Raw genomic sequence first — 18,588 nt, 5'->3', positions numbered from 1 at the left:
GAACCCGCAGGGTTCAAAGAAATTAGCCGGGGCCTGGAGCGCAGCGACACCCCCGGTCTGTCGGCCACCCAAGTCTCAGAAGCCCATGGGCCGAGACGGCCCACACTACACTAGTCGCCCATGCCGGACGTTTCCCCCTCGCTACGCCCCCATCGCAAACGAGCGGGTGGCGAGGCGTCGGACTAGGCTGCGGGCGGAGATCCACGCAAACAAACCCTGGAGGATCAGAGCGGTCACGGTGATGCAGAAGAGCAGCGTCTCATCGCTCCAGAGGCCGAAAAAAGTTCCCGAACCGCGACTGAGCAGCTCGGCCGACCAAACCACGGCCATCGGCATGACCAACGGCAAGATCAGTCCCAGCCCCAGGGTGAACAACCACCGCAGCATGAAATTGGAAAGTTGCAGCGACTGTGACAACCCAATGATGGGCAGCGCGAGAAAGGCACCCACAAACACCGGGACCACCAAGATCAGGAACTCGACCAGTTCAGAGCCCAAGTGATCCGCCGGAAAATCAACGATGCAGATCATCGCTACCGAGGCCAGCCATACGAAAACCCCTGGCACATACTGACCCCATAAACCGCACACCCGGCCTCGAACAATCTCCCTGACGGTCAGGGGCGTCACGACGAGAAGTTCCAACGCTCCTGTTTCCAACTCACGCCGAAAACTATTGACCGAACTAAAGGAGACGACCATTACAAACAGTACGGCGAGGAAGGGTTGGCATTCCAGAAAGTCTCGGGAGCTGATCCAGTCGGAATGCAGAACAAACAGCGCCAGGAACAACTCCAACGCGAGGAGCCCGACCGCCCCACCCCGGGAGGCCAGCTGAGCCTCCCAGCCGCGTCGTTGCAGCCACCCTGATGGATTTCGCTCCATTCTGCCTCGAGCGGAAATTCGCAAAGCGGTGCGGAAGATCACCGGAGTGAAGAGCCGACGCCACCATCGCTCCTGTCGCGCGGTTGGACCCAGCTCTGCCAAGCATCTCGGCAGGCTGCGGTCCATCGCCCCCACCACCCACTGCAAGAAGCAGAGAGCTGACAAAAGCTGAACCACGCAGAGCCAGAGCACCGGTGGTGTGGTGGACGTTCTCGCCTGCTGCCAGATGTCCGAACAACCCGAGCAGAGCAACCAACTCCCCGCCGTGAATATCATGAAAAAAACCTCAGGTTCGAACGGGCTGCCGAGGTTTCCTGGCGTGAGTCCCACGCTCCACATAATGACCAAATAGAGCGGCTGCAGGCCGCCCAGCATCAGCATCGTTGCGAAGGCTACCAGAATCGACAGTGCTGCCGCGCGATGGAATTCTCGACATCGGCTCGAGGCGAACAAACCGGCAGCCATGGCCGCCACCAAAGCCATGCCGTCCATTAACAGCCCACGAAGCAAATCCAATCCACTCAGACCGCCTGCGAGCACGGGAATCACCAGCACGGGGAGAGTCGCTAGAACCATAGTAAGCGCCCGCAGCATGCTGGAGAGCGTCTTAGCGATCGCCACATCTCGCGCACGCAGGGGGGTCATCAACAGCAGCCCCAGGGTTCCATCCCTCCGTTCCCGGCTGATGGCATCGCACGTCAGGACGGGCACAACGATACAGATCACGGTGAAGAGGGTTGGTTGGAGCACCCCAAACAATGCGCTCCCCTTACCCATCACCATGCCACCCTCGTCCGCGATTGCTGCTCCCAGGATCCCCCCCATCAAAAGGACGCACCCCCAACGCAACCAGGTGGACATGGGATGCCGCGCCTCGCTCAACAACTCCCGGGAAAGGATGGGTAGCCAAGTCATTTAGTCACCATCGGTTTGACTGGGATGGGACGGGAACCTCACACGGATTTCGCTTCACCATCGAGCTCACTTGGTCTATATATAGCGAAAATCCCGTGCCATGTCCGGCTTATACCGGTGGAATCACGAGTTGTGTGCCAGGTGAGATGAAATCCGCCCCAGATTTCGTCTGACTAGGACCCAGCTGATGTGCTGTCAGGAGCGGCGGCCTTACTCCGTCGCGTTCGCTGGCCCGGGAGTGTAGTAAACCTATCGGCGTCTTGTGTGGCTGGAGTTGACCTGCCGCCCGGGTCGCCGATGAACTCGTAACATCCATGATAAACAAATACCGACTTCGGCTCGTCGCGTGCCTCGCAGCCATGGGGCTGTTCACGCCCCCTCTCCCAGCAGAACTCGCCAACGTTGCCCCGGCAGGCACCGCCTACGCCTCGGGCCCTCTGTGGGCTGGAGATCAGATTGGTTTTCTGATCGATGGAGATCGTTCTCGCCAGATCCATGAGGCGGGCTCTCCCACCGCTCCCTTCTTTTACAGCCTGGATCTGGGTAAAGACGTGACGCCTTCCCGAATCACCATCTACCCGCGTCAGGATGGCTGCTGTCCGGAGCGGCTCAGGAACTTCCGGGTGTCGCTCCACCAGGATGACGCCGGAGCCCTGGGCACCGAAGTGTGGGGAACCGACGTCCTGACCGCGGCCGGAGAGAACGCCGGATCGGGTGCGGGAAAGAAGGTCGATATTCAGGTCCCTGCCGGTCAAACCGGCCGTTGGGTTCGGGTGCTGGCCTTGGAGGATCCGCTGCCCCAATACTCGCTGCAGATGACCGAGTTGGAAGTCTACGCCGAAGTGCCTCCTTCCGAAATCAATCGCGCGCTCAACGCGGCCGTCACCGCCAACGCGCCGCTATACGCCGGAGCGCCTCCTGGAAACATCGTCGATGGCAACCGCGGATCCATCATCCATGCGGATGTCGCGCCGCCCGCCGGGCTGGCTTACACTATCAACATGGGAGCGCGGGTGAGATTGAGCAAACTGGTGGTCTGGGCGCGCCAGGACGGATGCTGCGCGACCCGGCTGACCAACTATCGCGTGACGGTTCATCCCGACAATGGCGGGACCATCGGGAGCCCGGTTTGGACGGCGGATCTTCACACCGACGGCACGGATCCCGGATCCGGGCCCGGCAGCAAGGATGAGTTGATCGCGGAGAACGACTCTGCCGGCATCTTTGAAGGACAGTACATCCGCATCGAATCCCTGGATGCCGCCCCCGCAGACTACGCCTTACAGATCAGCGAAGTCGAAGCCTTGGGAGAAATCCTGGGAGGTCTGAGCGTTTTGCTGAATCAGCAGCCCGCGAACGCGGTCGTCGGCGTCGGCACGTCCGCCCGCTTCGCCGTGGTGGCCAACGTGGTCAACGGAGACGCCGCATTGCTGACGTACCAATGGCAGAAGAACGGGGCGAACATTGAGGGAGCCACCTCCTCCGTCTACCAGACGCCGCCGGTGCTCGCCGACGAGGATAAGTCCGTCTATCGCTGTGTGATCAGCTACCCCGGATTGACTCCCATCCTCTCGGATCCCGCGACGCTGCGAATCCACCTGGGCTACCGCGCACGCGCTTTTACCAATCGGCCTCTGTGGGGCGGCGCCAACATCGCGGCCCTGGTGGACAACGATCGCGCCGGCGGCTTCCACGGCGATGCCACCATCGATCCAGGCTTCGCCTACACCATTGACCTGGAACTTCCCGTGAAGTTCGAGCAGCTTAACATCTATCCCCGCCAAGATGGCTGCTGCCCGGAACGGCTGAAGAACTTCCGCGTCAGTGTCCACAAGGACAATGCGGGCGAGCTGGGCGATCCAGTCTGGTCGGCGGATCTCTTCACCGATGGTACCAACCCGGGCTCGGGCGCCGGGAGGGTGGTTAACGTGACCGCAGATCTCGATCCGGCCGGCACGTTCGAAGGACAGTGGATCCAGATCCTCAGCTTGGAGGATCCGGTGACCTCCTACGCGCTCCAGATGAACGAGGTGGAAGTCCTCGGCCAGTACGCGGCGCCGGCGGCGATCCTGAGCATCGTGCGGGAACCGGTGAACTACAGCACCGTGCCCGGCCGAACCGCTCTGTTCAACGCGGCCGGGAAAGTCGTGAACGGCGACCCGGCTCTGATCACCTATCAGTGGACCCGAAACGGGGTGGAGATCCCGGGGGCGACCGCGACTACCTACCGCACCCCGCCGTTGACGGACGCAGACCTGACTGCGGAATTCCGCTGCGTGATCTCCTATCCCGGCGTGCCTAACCAAACAACCGCGCCGGCCCAGGCGCTTTTCGACTACAACTATGCCAAAGGCCAGCCGGCCTTCTCGAACCGGCCGCTCTGGGGGCCGGGCAACTGGAACATCTCCCAAATCGTGGATGGTGATCGCAACGCCGTTCTGCACGGGGATCAAACGATCGAAATCGGCATGGCCTACTGGGTCGACCTGGGTGCCAATGTCCCGGTGGAGCACATCGACATCTATCCGCGCCAAGATGGCTGCTGCCCGGAGCGGCTGGCCAACTTCCAGGTGTCCCTGCACGCGGATAACAACGGCGAGCTGGGCGATGTCAACTGGGCGGCAGACCTCTTCACCGAACCGGGCACGAACGCCGGGGCAACAGCCGGAACGGTCGTGACGATTCGGCCCGAGGACGGATTCGGCGACTTCCGCGGCTCCTGGCTCCGCATCCTGGCGCTGGGCGATCCCGTCCCGCAGTACTTCCTGCAGATGACGGAGGTCGAGGTCTACGGCATCATCCCGCCGCGCCTGACCTACACCGTGCAGCCGAACGGGCTGCAGCTGACATGGACCGAGGGTCTTGTGGAATCCGCCGCCGCCGTGGGAGGGCCCTGGCAGACGGAGGCTAACCTGACCTCACCCGCGCTGATCCCCACGGCGACAGGCCAGCGCTACTTCCGGGTCCGACGCTAACCTGTTCTTGAGAACGCACTCCCTGGCATCTAGGCTTCGGCCTGGATGCCGGGGTTTTTTTTGCGATCGCCAGCACATCCGCTCGCCCCCGCCCGGGCACCGCACCATGCGATACCGAACCGCTCTGACTGCGCTCGTGACCGACCGCTCCGTCGAAGGCCGGATTCAGCTGCCCGGCCCTACCCTCGCCGCGCCGTCCGCAAGCAGGACGAGCCGAACGGGGTGGTTGGCGGCGCTCCTGGGGATCCTTCAGCTGGTGCAAGGCCCCGGCAGTCAGGCCGCCGATGTAGCCGCCAGTGTCTGGCATCAGGAATCCGGATGGCGGTGGACCCACCTGAACTCGCCCGGCTCCGAGCCGCCCGGGTTTTCCCGGTGCACCTCCGATCGCTCGGGCATCCGCTTCACCAACCAGCTTTCCTCGATTATGGCCGCCAATAACCAGATTCTGGAGAACGGTGCCGGACTGGCCTTGGGCGATGTGGACGGGGACGGGTGGGTGGATTTGTATTTCTGCGGGTCCGAGAACTCGAACGCGCTGTACCGCAACCGAGGCGATGGGACCTTCGAAGAGATCGCCGCGATGGCCGGCGTCGCCTGCCCGGGAGAGTTCTCCACCGGCGCGCTCTTTGCGGATGTCGACGGAGACCACGACCTCGATCTCTTGGTGAACGGCCTCGGCACCGGGACCCGGCTTTTTCTCAACAGCGGCGCCGCTCGGTTCGTTGAATCATCCCGCAGCGGACTCAATCGGACCAGCGCCGCGACCTCGATGTCCATGGCTGACATCGATGGAGACGGCGACCTGGATTTGTACGTCACGTGCTATCGCGCCACCACGGCCCGGGATGAACCGGAAAGCCCACAAATCACGGCCCGGGTGGTGCAAGGTCGCGTGGAGGTCACACCGGCCGATCGATTCTTCGGGGTGCTGCGCGCGAACGGCAAGGTCGAAGTCATCGAAAAAGGTGAGCCGGATATGCTCTACCTGAATCAGGGCAACGGGATCTTTAGAGCGGTGGCATGGACGGGCGGCTCCTTCCTCGACGAGCAGGGAAAGCCTTTATCCCAGGTCCCGGAAGATTGGGGATTGTCGGTCCTGCTGCGCGACCTCACGGGTGACGGCCATAGTGACATCTATGTGTGCAATGATTTCTTCCGTTCACGCGACCGATTCTGGGTGGGCGACGGCAAAGGTCGCTTTCGAGCCATCGATCCTCGGGCTTGGCGAGCGATGCCGCTGTCGTCCATGTCGGTGGACGTCGGGGATCTCAACCACGATGGCAACGATGATTTTCTGGCGGTCGAGATGCTCAGCCGCCGCCATTCAGAGCGCCAGCGACAACGAGCGAACGCGCTCAAGGTCGAACACGCTTTGCCGCTGTCCGATCCCGCCTACGTGCCCGAGGTCCTGGCCAACACGCTGCATCTAGGCCGGGGTGATGGCACCTTTGCGGAAACCGCCTGGCTCGCCGGATTGGCGGCCTCTGATTGGAGTTGGAACGTGGCCTTGCTGGATGTGGACCTGGATGGATGGGAGGATGTGCTCATCGCCGCTGGCAACAACCACGACGTGCTGGACATGGATGCCCAGAACGAACTCGACCGTTCCGCGGCCCATTCAAACCGTCCAGCCCTGGATTTCTACCCTAGCCTGCCCCAGCGTAATCTCATCTTTCGCAACGAAGGCAAGCTCCAGTTCCGAGAACTTGGAGAAGAATGGGGATGGAGCGAGCCAGGGATTTCGCAGGCCCTAGGGCTCGCGGATCTGGACAACGACGGAGACCTGGATGTGGTGATCGGGCGACTGAATCAGGAGTGCCTGATCTACCTGAACCAAGCGAGGGCTCCACGCATTGCGGTGGAACTGCGGGGGCGATCCCCCAACACCGAGGGGATAGGAGCGCGGTTGCGACTCGTAGGCGCCGGTCTTACCCAACAGCAGCACATCATCGCTGGCGGACGCTACCTAAGCGCTGACCAAAAGCGTCGAAGCTTCGCCCTTCCCGCGTCCCCCGCCAGCTATCGGTTGGAGGTAGAGTGGCCCTCCCGTGCCGTACAAACCATTTCGAACATCGTCCCAAATCGGCTCTATCAAATTGAGGAGCCCGTCGCAGCCCCTCTGCCCAAAACCACGCCGTCGGTCCAGCAGCCTTGGTTTGCGGAAGTCACCCTACCCGGTTCGATCCGCCATCTCGATCCCGACTGGGACGAACTGGCCGTCCAACCTCTCCTGCCTCAACTCCTTTCTCGGCGAGGCCCCGGCCTGACGTGGATGGACGTGGATGCAGACAGCGATGAGGACCTGGTGATGACGAGTGGACGTGGCGGAAGGACCCTGGTGCTCACGAACCAATCTTCGGTCAACGGCGTGCGATTCACAGCCGGGTTTGCTGGGGCGGTGGCAACGAACGATCAACTCATGGTCCTCAAGGCGGGAAACCAGGTAGCGGTCTCAAGTCAAAGCGAGCCGGGAGCTCCGGCCTTGGTGCAGGAGGGGGTGCCAGCCGAGGATTCGAGCTGGAGCAGAAGCGGCGTGGCCTCCTTCATCTCCGGCGAGGCGGGACCGATGTCGGTCGGCGACTATGATCAGGATGGTGATCTGGACCTGTGGGTGGGAGGCCTCACACGACTGGGACGCTTCCCCGAATCTGGCCCCTCAGCCCTGGTCCTTCAGACCCCAACCGGCTGGAAGGTGGATGACCGCGTCGATCCAGCTAGCTGGGGGTTGAATCGAGTCAGCGCGCTGGTCAGTACCGACCTGGACGGCGACGGGGACCTGGATGTGGTGGCGGCTTCCGAGTGGGGCGGCCTCTCGGTCTTGCGAAACGATCAGGGGCGATTTGGCACCTGGAGTCTAAAGGTGGATCTCTCCAAACTGTCTCCGCCGGTCCGCGAGGTAGAGACCCTCAATCAGCTGACCGGATTCTGGCACGGATTGGCCGCCGGCGATTTTGACGGCGATGGCCGCATGGATTTAGTCGCCTCCAACCAGGGATGGAACCATCCCTCCAGCAGCCTGCTCCCGTGGTATCTCCATTATGGCGATTTCTCGGGCGGCGGTGCCATCGATCTGGTCGAAGCGTTTGCAGACACGAACGCGGAAGCGCGTCGGGTTCCGTGGCGAGCGTTCGATGCGCTAGCAGCGTCGCTTCCCTGGATCAAAGAGCGATTCTCCACCTATCGCCAATTCGCCTCGGCCGACATACGGGAGTTGCTCGGGGATTCGCTGGCCAGTGCCAAGACCCTGGTGGTTCGCACCTCCAGCAGCGTCCTCTTGCTGAACCGCGGCGACTCTTTCGAAGCCCGCTCGCTCCCCCTCGAAGCGCAGACCAGCGTGGCGACCGGCTTGACGGTGGCGGACTTCGATGGCGATGGCTCCGAGGACCTGTTCGTCGCCCAAAACTGGTTCGCCTGCCCTCCCGAAACACCTCGATCGGCATCGGGTCGAGGGTTGCTGCTTCGAGGCGACGGCCGAGGTGGGTTTGAGGCTCTCTCCGGGACGGCCAGCGGATTGCGGATCTACGGCGAGCAGCGCGGCAGCGCCACCGCTGACTTCGACCAGGACGGTCGCCCGGATTTAGCGGTGTCGCAGAATCGGGGTTCGGTCGTGCTTCTGCGCAATCAAACCGCTCGGCCGGGCCTCTCTGTTAAGCTGCAGGGCCCACCCGGAAACCCTGAATGCTACGGAGCATCGTTGCGACTGAAGTTCGGCACTCGGTGGGGCCCCAGGCGCGAAATTCATGGCGGTAGTGGATATCTCTCCTGCGATGGAAGCCTCACCATTCTGGCGAGACCGGAACAACCTACCGGACTCCAGGTTCGATGGCCGGATGGAACCCTCACCGAGCATGCAGTCGATTCGACCTCGAGGCCTGTGGTCCTTCAACCCACGCCTCCGCGGTAAGCCCCACGGGTGTGATTGGCTTTTCGCGGTTACATCTGGATAAGGTCCTAAGAAGCGTTCGCAGAGGAAGGTCTACATGGCTTTCCTCTCCGCGAGAGATTCCGGCAGTCCTTCGGAGTCAGGGGAGGGATCTTTTCTCGCGGAGGCGCGGAGAACGCGGAGGAAGAGTTTTGCCCACGGAACACACAGAACACACGGAGTCGGAGCGAACCCAGCAGAACAGTAACTTCAGTCGGCTCGGCCTCTTCGGTTTCTCTTCAGATCCGTGCGGTCCGCGTGGTCCGTGGGCAATATGCCCCCACTCCCAAGCCTTCCAATCGGCCCCCTCAACCCGAAGTCTTAGGTTTCTCTGGAACTGCTCTTCTCTACGTCCCTTCAGACGTCGCCTCCTGGGCTTACTTCATCTTCAGGAAGTGCACCGAGACCGGGGAGCCAACGGGAACGGGTGCTCCCGCAGCGGTGAGCTTGCCGGTCCGTGAATCGATGCGGAAGATGGTGGCCTGATCGGAACTTTGATTGCCGACCAGAATCCATCGCCCGGTTGGGTCAATGCCGAAGCCTCGGGGAGTGCGACCTCCGATCGGCACATGCTGGACGGGTGAAAGTCGACCTTGGGAGTCGGTCACTTTAAACACCGCCAGGCTGTCATGTCCGCGGTTCGAGGCGTAAACGAACTTACCCGTAGGGTGCACAAAAATCTCCGCGGTGCCGTTCCCGCCGGTAAAGTCGGGCGGGAGTGTTGAAACCGTCTGGAGGGCGCTTAATTGGCCCCGCCGACGGTCATAGCTCAACGTGGTAATGGTCGATTGAATCTCGTTCAGCGAATAACCCGCGCGCTCCCGCGGCAGAAATGCGAAATGGCGGGGTCCCGCACCCGGGTTAAACTCAGCCAAGGTGGCATCGTTCAAGGATAAGATCCCGGTCTGCGCATCAAACCGATATACCAGAACTTTATCCAGGCCGAGGTCCGACACCAAGGCGTAACGATTGGCCGCATCGAGGTAGATGGCGTGAGCATGGGGTGCCTCCTGGCGTGCGGGGTTGGTGCCTTTTCCCGTATGTTGAACGAAGGAAACCATCGGTTTCAGGCTGCCATCGGCGGCGATCGGCAAAACACCGACGCTCCCCCCGGTGTAGTTGGCCACCAGCACGTGTTTCCCGGCCTTGTCCACGATTAAATGGCAAGGCGCTCCTCCCCGAGAAGACTCCGAGTTTAAAGAGGTCAGAAGGCCAGTCTTGGGATCGATCTGGAAGGAACTGACTCCCCCGCCCGGCTTCCCTTTGAATTCCGCAACCTCGTTCACCGCATAAAGGAACTTTCCCCCCGGATGCAGGGCCAAGTAGGAAGGATCCTTCGTTTCCACAGCCAATTCGGCCGGCCCCAGAACCCCCGTCTTCGAGTCAAAACGACTCACATAGATGCCCCGACTGCTTTTGCCGGTGTAGGTGCCAAAGTAAACCCATGAGCTTTGGGATTGAACCTGAGGGGCGGCGAGGCATCCAAGAAGCAACATGGCGCGTAAGAGATAAGCGGCAGACTCGTAGAAACGGGGTATCGACATGGCGAGAAGAGAACTACAGGGCGGACCGCGGATCAAGAAAACGATGATTTCATCATTTCCTTTGAATACGGCCATGGATCCGCGTGACGGATCTCGATCACGTTTGTCTTTATCAATAACAGACTCTTCAGCAAGTAAGCCCCGAGGGGAGCTGTAGTTTGGAAACCAAATTGCCGATGTTAATGAGGGCAAAAGAATAGGATAGGACGTATGGCAGCGAGAACAAAAGTCCGTAAGACTGGGTTGAAAACCAAGGGGAAAGCATTGTTTAAGGCCGCACGGAGCGCGGCCCAAAAATCTGGCCCCAAATCCTCCAAAGCCCCGGCGAAAACGCCGGACTTGGTGGATGAGGTGAGGCTGATCGACACGACCTTTGTAAAGCGCGAAGCGGAAGCTACGCCGGTGGAAGCGGCGGTCCCCAAGGACCGGGGCAGCTACGATGCCGATACAGCCTTCAAACTCTATCTGCGCGAGATCGGCTTGGTAAAGCTGCTCACCCCCAGTGAGGAAATCGACCTGGCCGCGCGCATCAAGAAGGGCGACAAGAAGGCCCGTGAGCAGATGATTAAGGCCAACCTCCGGCTGGTCGTGAAGATCGCCCATGATTATGAAGGGTTTGGGTTGCCGCTGCTCGATTTGGTCAGCGAGGGTAACATCGGCCTGATGAAGGCCGTGGAACGGTTTGATCCCTCCAAGGGCGGCAAACTTTCCACCTACGGTGCCTGGTGGATCAAGCAATCGATCAAGCGCGCGCTGGCTAATCAGTCGAAGACGATCCGGCTGCCCGTCCATCTGGTGGACAAGATTTCGCGCATGCGTCGCGTCTCCATGAAGTTACAGGAGGTGTTCGGACGCGAACCAACCGACGAGGAATTGGGCGAGGAATTGGGGATCTCTCCATCGCGGGTCGCCATGATGCGAACCGCGGCGATCCGCCCCGCCTCCCTGGACGCCCCCATCGGAGATGATGATTCCAATACTTACGCCGAAGTGGTGGAGGACGAGAACGCCGATTCTCCCTACGAAGAGCTGGAGGACAAGACCGTCACGAACATGCTCCAGGAGATGGTGAAGAACCTGGAACAGCGCGAGGCGACCATTCTCCGCTACCGGTTTGGGCTCGACGGCGGACCGGAACGCACCCTGGAAGAGGTCGGCGAGAAGTTCGGGGTGACCCGGGAACGCATCCGCCAGATCCAAAATCTGGCCCTCAACAAGCTTAAGAGAATGATCGAGAAGCTTGAAGCCGTTCAGAAGTAGCCGCAAAGTGCGTGCATGTCGCACGCTACAGTCACTGTCGCCGATCTGACACATTCCATTCGGAATGTGCCAGACTTCCCCAAGCCGGGGATCCAGTTCAAAGACATCACTCCGCTCTTGGCGGATCCGAGGCTCCTGTCCGGAGCCATCGATCTGATGACGGCCGGGTTTAAGCCGGGCGACGTCGATGCCGTGGTCGGGATCGATGCCCGGGGCTTTATCTTCGCCGCCGCCGCCGCCCTCAAGCTCAAGGCCGGGTTTATCCCAGTCCGCAAGAAGGGCAAGCTTCCTTACCTCACTCACGAGGAAACCTACGATCTGGAATACGGGTCCAGCACCGTTGCCATTCACATCGATGCGGTCAAACCAGGGACCCGCATTCTGCTCCTGGACGACCTGCTCGCCACCGGTGGCACGGCGGAAGCCGCCGCGCGCCTTCTGGAGAAAATCGGGGCAAACATCCTGCAGATCGGGTTTCTCATCGAACTGAGCTTCCTGAAGGGGCGCAATCGGCTCCATCGGTTCCCGGTCAAGTCGCAGATCACGTACTGACTCCCGACCCGGAACCCTTTCCGGCCCTGAACTTTGGCACAAAACCTCGACCTTTCGCTATTCCGTTTCATCAACGGCACGCTCAGCCACCCTGTGCTCGATGCACTGATGCCCTGGCTCAGCGGGAATCGGATCTTCGTGCCCGCCGTAGTGATCGCGGCGGCCATGCTGCTGTGGCGGGGCGGGCGTCGAGGACGGATGTTTGTGGCTATGACCGCGTTGGTCATCATTCTCGGCGACACATTACTCATCAATGTCCTGAAGCAAACCATCGGGCGTCCACGGCCATTTAGCGTCGTTCAGGATATCCACCTCCTGGTGGGCAAGGGTGCGAGCGCCAGCTTCCCGTCCTCCCACGCCTCCACCTGGTTTGCCGCAGCGGTCATGTGCCTCTTCTTCTACCGCCGCTGGGCTCCGGCGGTCGCGGTGACGGGGGCGCTGGTGGCCTTCTCCAGAGTCTATGTGGGCGTCCATTACCCAAGTGATGTTCTGGGTGGGGCCATTCTGGGGGCCGGCTATGCGACCGCGCTGCTTTACAGCCTCAATCGAGGCTGGCAGTGGTTCAGTCGACGCTGCGTGCCGGACGTTGCCGCGCGCTATCCCGCACTGATCCCAGGTCCGGGCTGGGAACCGCCCCAGACCGTTTCCGCCCCGCTCTCAGATCAGAGTTGGATGCGACTTGGCTATGCCCTGATCGCCATCATCCTGGCCAGTCGGCTCGCGTTTCTCGCATCCGGCAAGTTCGAGCTGAGCGAGGACGAGGCCTACCAGTGGCTCTGGTCCAAACATCCCGCGCTCTCCTACTTCAGCAAGCCGCCCATGATCGCGTGGCTGCACACGATCGGAACAACTCTGTGGGGCGACCGGGTCTTCGGAGTTCGGTTCTGTTCGCCCATGATCGCCGCCGCGCTGGCGCTGCTCCTTCTCCGCTCCACCCGACGGATCCTGGGCGGCCGAGCCGCCTTCTGGCTGGTGGCCCTGTTGCATTCCCTCCCGCTCTTGGCGGTGGGAGCGACGCTCATCACCGTAGACCCCCCGCTCGTTCTTTTTTGGACCCTGGCCATGGTGCTGGGATGGCGAGCCGTGCAACCGGAGGGCACCACTCAACTCTGGGCCTGGAGCGGGCTCTGCACCGGGCTGGCAGCGCTCAGCAAGTATGCCGGACTTTACCAGCTCCTTTGCTGGGTCTTCATATTCATGGCGTGGCCCCAAGCCCGCCAGCACTTGCGCAAACCCGGACCCTGGATCGCGCTGCTGATCTCGCTCCTCTGCCTAATCCCGGTCGTCATCTGGAACTACGAACACGGATGGGCCACCGTCGGCCACGTGAAATACAATGCCTCCCGTTCCAGCCCCTGGGAGCCCACGCTCAAATTCTTCGGCGAGTTCATTGGGGCTCAAGCGTTCCTGCTCAACCCGGTTCTCTTCGGGGCCATGATCCCCGCGATGCTGGGATTCCACCGATTGAAGTCCCATCGGGAGCTGGCCCGATTCCTCTTTTTCATGGGAGCGCCCGTCTTCCTCGGCTACCTCGCTTTCACCGGTTACAAACGGGTCTACCCCAACTGGATCGCCCCCTCGATCATCCCGTTGTTCTGCCTCACCGTGCTCTACTGGCATGAGCGCTGGACCGAAGGCTCACGCACGCCCCGACGCCTGCTCATCGGTTGCCTGGGATTGGGACTGCCCCTAGTCCTTCTGATGCATGAGACCCGGTGGATCCACAAACTCACCGGACGCCCGATCCCGGTCAATATCGACCCGCTTAAGCGGGTGCAAGGCTGGGCCTATTTGGCCTCCATCGTCGGGCAAGCCAGGCAGGACCTCACCCAAGAGGGGCGTCCCGTGTTCATCATCGGCAACCATTACGGCATCGCCAGCCAGATCGCGTTCTCGCTGCCCGAGGCCCGCGACTCCGCTAAATCCGGGCTGTTCGTCTACTGTAAAACGGCGGTCTACCCCGAGAATCAATTCTATTTCTGGCCAGGCTACCAGGGACATCGTCGTGGGCAGAATGCGATCTTCGTTCAAGAGGTCGAGCAGCAACCGGCCGGCCTAACCCCTGGCTCAACCACCCCGGCCGGGCGGCCTATGCCTCCCCCAGCGAACGTTGTCGCAGAGTTCGAATCGATAACCGATCTGGGCGTACGACCCGTCTATCACCGCGATCGCATCGTCCGCTGGATCCAGCTCTTCGCCTGTCGCAATCTGCTATGACCGAGATCGTGCTGCCGGCGGCCGACTACGACCTAGCCGCCACTCTCACCTCCGGACAGGCTTTCCGCTGGACCTCAGGTGCCAACGGGTGGGAATCCACGATCGGAAACCAGTGGGTGCGACTCCGCGCGGTGAACCAGGAGATCCATGCCATCACCTGGCCCGCTGTTTCTCAGTGGGATTGGCTGAAGCACTATCTCCAGAGCGACCTCAAGCTCGAGGCCGTGCTGGAGACCTTCCCAGCCGATGCTCCCATGCAGGCCAGCGTTCAGGCCTGCCGTGGCTTGCGACTGCTCCGCCAGGATCCCTGGGAATGTCTGGCCTCGTTCATTCTCTCCTCCACCAAGCAAATCGTCCAAATCCGGCAGATTTGCCACACGCTTTGCCAGCGTTATGGCGAACCGATTCCTCGGTTAGACGGGGCCGGCCCGATCCACTGCTTCCCATCCGCCCAGGCGATTGCCGCCCGATCGGAGGCCGAGCTGCGGGACTGCAAAATGGGATTCCGAGCGCCCAGCCTGCTTTACGCCGCGCGGGCTGTCTGTGACGGCTCACTTCGGCTCTCCGAGCTGGGAGGGCTTCCACTGGACCAAGCACGCTCGGAGTTATGCGGCCTGCGGGGCGTCGGACCAAAGATCGCCGACTGCGTGCTGCTCTTCGCCTATGGGTTTCCCCAAGCGTTCCCGGTGGACGTCTGGATTCAGAAAGCGATTCAGAAGCTCTATTTCAAGGGCCGCCGTGTTCGCCCGGACCGAATGGAACGCTTTGTCCGATCGCACTTCGGCCCGCACTCGGGCTACGCTCAGCAGTATCTCTTTCACTACATGCGAACCCTCCATCCTGACGCTCGAGGAACGAACGCAGGAGCGACGGTTCCACTCTCCGACCCGGCACCTCGTCTCTCCCATGCAAACTGACGTCCTGCTCAGCCCACTCGAACTGAGCGATCTAGCCTCCCGCGACTTAACGCAGACAACCTGCGTGGTTTTCGATATCTTGCGCGCCACAACCGTGATGGTCACCGCCCTCTCGAATGGAGCTCAAGGCATCCGTCCCGTCTTGGACATTCCATCGGCGCTGGCAGCGAAAGCAGCGTTCCCGGATGCGCTGCTGGCCGGCGAACGCCATGGACTGCGAATCACACGCGAGCTCACCGGCTCCATCGACTTCGATCTCGGCAATTCGCCGCGCGAGTTCCTTCGCGACCGAGTTCAAGGCAAACGCATCATTTCGACCACCACCAATGGCACGCGAGCGCTGAATGCGTGCCAAGGGGCTTATGCGGTTCTGGCAGGCGCATTCGCGAACCTGGAAGCCACCGCCGCCTTTCTAAGGACGCAGCAACCCAAGCAGCTGCTCCTCGTTGCCAGCGGCACCGGGGACCATCCGGCCTACGAGGATCTTCTGGCTGTGGGGGCACTTTGCGAACTCCTGGATCCGCAGCCGGGTTTCAAGGCGCTCTCGGACTCCGTCCAGACGACTCAACGGCTGTTTCGAGAAGTGAAACATCGGCTTCCGGAGGCGTTGGGTGAGGCGCAGAACGGTCGGCGTCTGCTCACCATCCCCACCCTTGCGCCAGATGTCCACCTGTGCGCCCAGACCAACACCCTACCGCTGGTCGCTCGTCTTTCGTCCGGCGGCTGGTTGGAAATAATCCAATGAGAAGCAAGGTCAGCGGGCAGGGATAGGCCGGGCTTTTAGCCCTTGCCGACGGGGTAAATGTTTTCCTGGGGTTGTCACCCCAGGCTGGGATAAAACGCACCGTTGGCGCTGAAGCTAAAAACCGCCGTATCCGGAGGGAGTGTCTCCTGTTCCGCCCGGCGTCGGACCCTTCGTTCGCGCCGAAGTTCGACGGGCCAAAGGCCCAACACCATCCCAGCCTGGGCCAGCGGCCCAGGTTTTGGGCTAACACCAATCGGCTAAGGGCTGAAAGCCCGACACACAAGGGACAGAGCACAACGGACGTGGATCAAGGCGATTCTCATGATTGATCCGGCCGAGCCGGACTACTGCCCCAAGTCGAGGATGCGGAAGAATCCCAGCCCGCCCGCCATGCTCATCGAGGCTTCACGATTCGGCTGCGTGGCGCCAACGTTGGTCCAAGCCCCGACGTTGATCGCATTCCGCCGCTGGACCTGGAATGGCCCTTGCCCACCCGTCCAGGAGAGCTGCAATTGGGAACCCACCTTCTTCACCGGAGCCAGCTTGACGGGTGTCACCACCCCACCCTCGGAGGAGACGATGAAATTATCCAGAATGAGCCCGGCCGAGGTAGGAACCATGGTTCCCACATAGGACTCCCCAAAGATCCCGATCTGAAATCGTGACGCGGCCGAAAGTTCCCAGTTGGAGTCTCCGGCACCGAGGTCCAGAGTTCTCAGATTCGTCCATTGATACCCTCCCACCGCACCATTGCTGTCGATCTCGAGGATCAGCCGTTTGGAGGCCGCATCCCAGCGTGCCCGTAAAGCGGCTGAGATAGAGGTTGTGGTCGTGAACTGAAGCTGATCGTCGGGAGTGACCCCATCGCGGCGGAGGTCGGATTTAAACCGACGAGAGAGCGCCCCGAAGTCATCGGTCAAATCGAGCGACACGGTGGCTCGATCGCCTGGATCCGCCAGGTTGAGGATCATCAAACCCAGTTCCACCTCGTTCCCCTCGCCCAGCGGCAGATTGGGCAACGTAACGTCCACCTGTGCAGACCAGGACTTGGAATAATTCCCAGCACCGGGAAACCAGTAACGGACTGCACGGTCATGCTGACCACCGGATTCTCCCAACGTGGAGAAACGGGTAGCCCCTCCCACTTCCTCAAGTCGGCCCGCACCCAAAGTCGCATCGAGCGGCCCCCACAGCGCGAGACTGCGATTCTGATCATTGAAGTTATCCTCGCCAGCGAGGGTAGCGATGGCGCGTGGTCCGCCCTCCGTAATCGAAAAGTTGTCAGCAGTTATCTGTCCCGAACCCACGGAGGCGCCGAAGGCCACTCCACCAATGCTCAGTCGGAAGGAAGACTCCGAATTCATATTCCAAAAGGCCGTATCCCAGGAGGCAACGGCTCGGAACACATTGCCGGCCCCCACCAGCCCCATGGTGAGCATGCGAGAATGCGCGTCATAACTCAGTCGAAGCGAGGCGGATCGCCCAACAAATGGCTCACCTTGGCTGACCGTCGTCTCCCCGGCCGCGAAGACATCGGCCTGCAACTGGCGGAAGGTGGTACTGTCGTCCACCTTGAAATACTGGAGGGAAAGTGTCGCGAGGTTATCTGTCTGATTGGCGTCGCCGGCCTGGACGGATACCGAAGCCCCTTCGCCTTCGAACAGAGCAAACTCGTTCAACTGGAGATCGACTGTCACTTGCCAATCATTGGTGTAACTGGGGGACCTCCCCTGCCAAACCCGGGTTGCCAAGCTCTGGCTGAAGCCCGAGGACGGCGCGAGAAACTGAAGTCGATTCGACGATTCCACCCATTCCGAATCGCCAGTGCCGCTGTCCACCGCTCCCCATTTGGCCACATCCCGGTTGGCATGATTAAAGTCATCACCCGCTTGAAATTGAGCGTGGGTAGCCAGGGGTAACCAGGGAAGAGAGCCGAGTAGGGCGAGGGAAAATGCTGATTTCATAGTCGAGTCAGGGTTAGCGGCTGCCGCAGGCTTCATCTAAACCAGCTTTCGATCGTTCGAAAGTTGCGGTCTGCACCAGTGTTCCCTGTCATATACGAAACCTGCGGATGATTCTTTCAGGGAAGATCCGGAATCGGCCGCTCCGAGGTGTAGCCCACGGAACACGCGGATCACACGGAGGGGACCGAAACGGGAAGACCCGCAGCTGGCAGTTGATGAACCACGGATCGCACAGATCTCTCGGATGCAAAACCGATTCCCGGCAAAGAGTGATGCAGGATATTCAGCCGCCAAAAGTCGGCAGCGAACCTCATAAGTCTTTTACCATCCGAGCAATCCGGGAAATCCGTGGTTCGAACAGCCGTTTTCGGGATCTATGGTCGCGGGTATCTCCGTGTGGTCTGTGTGGTCCGCGGGCCAACCTGTTCCCTCTTTCCCGCCCCAAGTTCCGGTGGGGCTCCAAGACCGCCCCTCTGCATTCCATTCTCGCCACTCAGCTGGGAACTCCCTAGCCTCTCTCAGGCCCCAGTGGGGCAGATAACATTATGGCTTCATTAAACCCGAACTCCGAAGTGGAAAGAGGGTGGTATTGGTGGAAGGGGTTGATGCAATAAGGGTTGATGCAAAGCAAACCTACCGCTCTCCCTCACCAAACCACCCCGACGGAAATTAACGCGCTCTTTGGCAGAGCC

The 18,588-nt window shown here is 61.1% G+C and carries 10 protein-coding genes; 7 read left to right on the top strand and 3 right to left on the bottom strand.

Features of this window, described 5'->3' with window-relative positions; all coding sequences use genetic code 11:
* Positions 1–141: 141 nt before the first annotated feature.
* Complete coding sequence (locus JNN07_07545) at positions 142–1,800, bottom strand: ABC transporter permease subunit (protein ID MBL9167580.1); 1,659 nt, start codon at positions 1,798–1,800, stop codon at positions 142–144.
* A gap of 314 nt (positions 1,801–2,114) precedes the next feature.
* On the opposite strand from JNN07_07545, the gene JNN07_07540 reads away from it, so the two are divergent.
* Both JNN07_07540 and JNN07_07535 read left to right on the top strand, forming a co-directional pair.
* Positions 2,115–4,775: a hypothetical protein gene (locus JNN07_07540; protein ID MBL9167579.1), complete on the top strand. Its 2,661-nt coding sequence runs from the start codon at positions 2,115–2,117 to the stop codon at positions 4,773–4,775.
* Between the two features lie 106 nt (positions 4,776–4,881).
* A complete protein-coding gene (locus JNN07_07535; protein ID MBL9167578.1) occupies positions 4,882–8,679 on the top strand; it encodes a VCBS repeat-containing protein in 3,798 nt (1,265 codons plus the stop codon).
* Positions 8,680–9,074: 395 nt separating this feature from the next.
* On the opposite strand, the gene JNN07_07530 is transcribed toward JNN07_07535, so the two are convergent.
* Positions 9,075–10,241, bottom strand: coding sequence for a lactonase family protein (locus JNN07_07530; GenBank protein MBL9167577.1), 1,167 nt, complete (start codon positions 10,239–10,241; stop codon positions 9,075–9,077).
* 402 nt (positions 10,242–10,643) lie between these two features.
* Here JNN07_07530 and JNN07_07525 point away from each other — a divergent pair, with 402 nt between their 5' ends.
* Genes JNN07_07525 through JNN07_07505 form a run of 5 tightly spaced genes read left to right on the top strand, consistent with a single transcriptional unit; the run spans position 10,644 to position 15,932 of the window.
* A complete protein-coding gene (locus JNN07_07525) occupies positions 10,644–11,501 on the top strand; it encodes a sigma-70 family RNA polymerase sigma factor (GenBank protein MBL9167576.1) in 858 nt (285 codons plus the stop codon).
* Positions 11,502–11,516: 15 nt separating this feature from the next.
* Complete coding sequence (locus JNN07_07520; GenBank protein ID MBL9167575.1) at positions 11,517–12,053, top strand: adenine phosphoribosyltransferase; 537 nt, start codon at positions 11,517–11,519, stop codon at positions 12,051–12,053.
* 33 nt (positions 12,054–12,086) lie between these two features.
* Positions 12,087–14,270: a glycosyltransferase family 39 protein gene (locus JNN07_07515; GenBank protein MBL9167574.1), complete on the top strand. Its 2,184-nt coding sequence runs from the start codon at positions 12,087–12,089 to the stop codon at positions 14,268–14,270.
* Positions 14,267–15,187, top strand: a complete 921-nt coding sequence (locus JNN07_07510; protein MBL9167573.1) for a hypothetical protein — start codon at positions 14,267–14,269, stop codon at positions 15,185–15,187. The genes JNN07_07515 and JNN07_07510 overlap by 4 nt, the downstream gene beginning before the upstream one ends.
* Positions 15,177–15,932, top strand: a complete 756-nt coding sequence (locus tag JNN07_07505; GenBank protein MBL9167572.1) for a 2-phosphosulfolactate phosphatase — start codon at positions 15,177–15,179, stop codon at positions 15,930–15,932. The genes JNN07_07510 and JNN07_07505 overlap by 11 nt, the downstream gene beginning before the upstream one ends.
* A 344-nt stretch (positions 15,933–16,276) precedes the next feature.
* Here JNN07_07505 and JNN07_07500 read toward each other — a convergent pair whose 3' ends face one another.
* Entirely contained in the window at positions 16,277–17,896 is a 1,620-nt protein-coding gene (locus JNN07_07500; protein MBL9167571.1) for a hypothetical protein, read from the bottom strand.
* Positions 17,897–18,588: the final 692 nt, after the last annotated feature.

The sequence above is a fragment of the Verrucomicrobiales bacterium genome (assembly GCA_016793885.1).
Taxonomy (GTDB): Bacteria; Verrucomicrobiota; Verrucomicrobiia; order Limisphaerales; family UBA11320; genus UBA11320.
Note: the sequence above shows the minus strand (reverse complement) of the source record. Positions and strands in the feature narration are given on the sequence as shown.

What these genes read in the sequence shown, in the direction of transcription:
- JNN07_07505 (MBL9167572.1), top strand. Translation starts at nt 15,177, where the DNA reads ATGCAAACTGACGTCCTGCTCAGCCCACTCGAACTGAGCGATCTAGCC.
- JNN07_07520 (MBL9167575.1), top strand. Translation starts at nt 11,517, where the DNA reads ATGTCGCACGCTACAGTCACTGTCGCCGATCTGACACATTCCATTCGG.
- JNN07_07540 (MBL9167579.1), top strand. Translation starts at nt 2,115, where the DNA reads ATGATAAACAAATACCGACTTCGGCTCGTCGCGTGCCTCGCAGCCATG.
- JNN07_07530 (MBL9167577.1), bottom strand. Translation starts at nt 10,241, where the DNA reads ATGTCGATACCCCGTTTCTACGAGTCTGCCGCTTATCTCTTACGCGCC.
- JNN07_07535 (MBL9167578.1), top strand. Translation starts at nt 4,882, where the DNA reads ATGCGATACCGAACCGCTCTGACTGCGCTCGTGACCGACCGCTCCGTC.
- JNN07_07545 (MBL9167580.1), bottom strand. Translation starts at nt 1,800, where the DNA reads ATGACTTGGCTACCCATCCTTTCCCGGGAGTTGTTGAGCGAGGCGCGG.
- JNN07_07500 (MBL9167571.1), bottom strand. Translation starts at nt 17,896, where the DNA reads ATGAAATCAGCATTTTCCCTCGCCCTACTCGGCTCTCTTCCCTGGTTA.
- JNN07_07510 (MBL9167573.1), top strand. Translation starts at nt 14,267, where the DNA reads ATGACCGAGATCGTGCTGCCGGCGGCCGACTACGACCTAGCCGCCACT.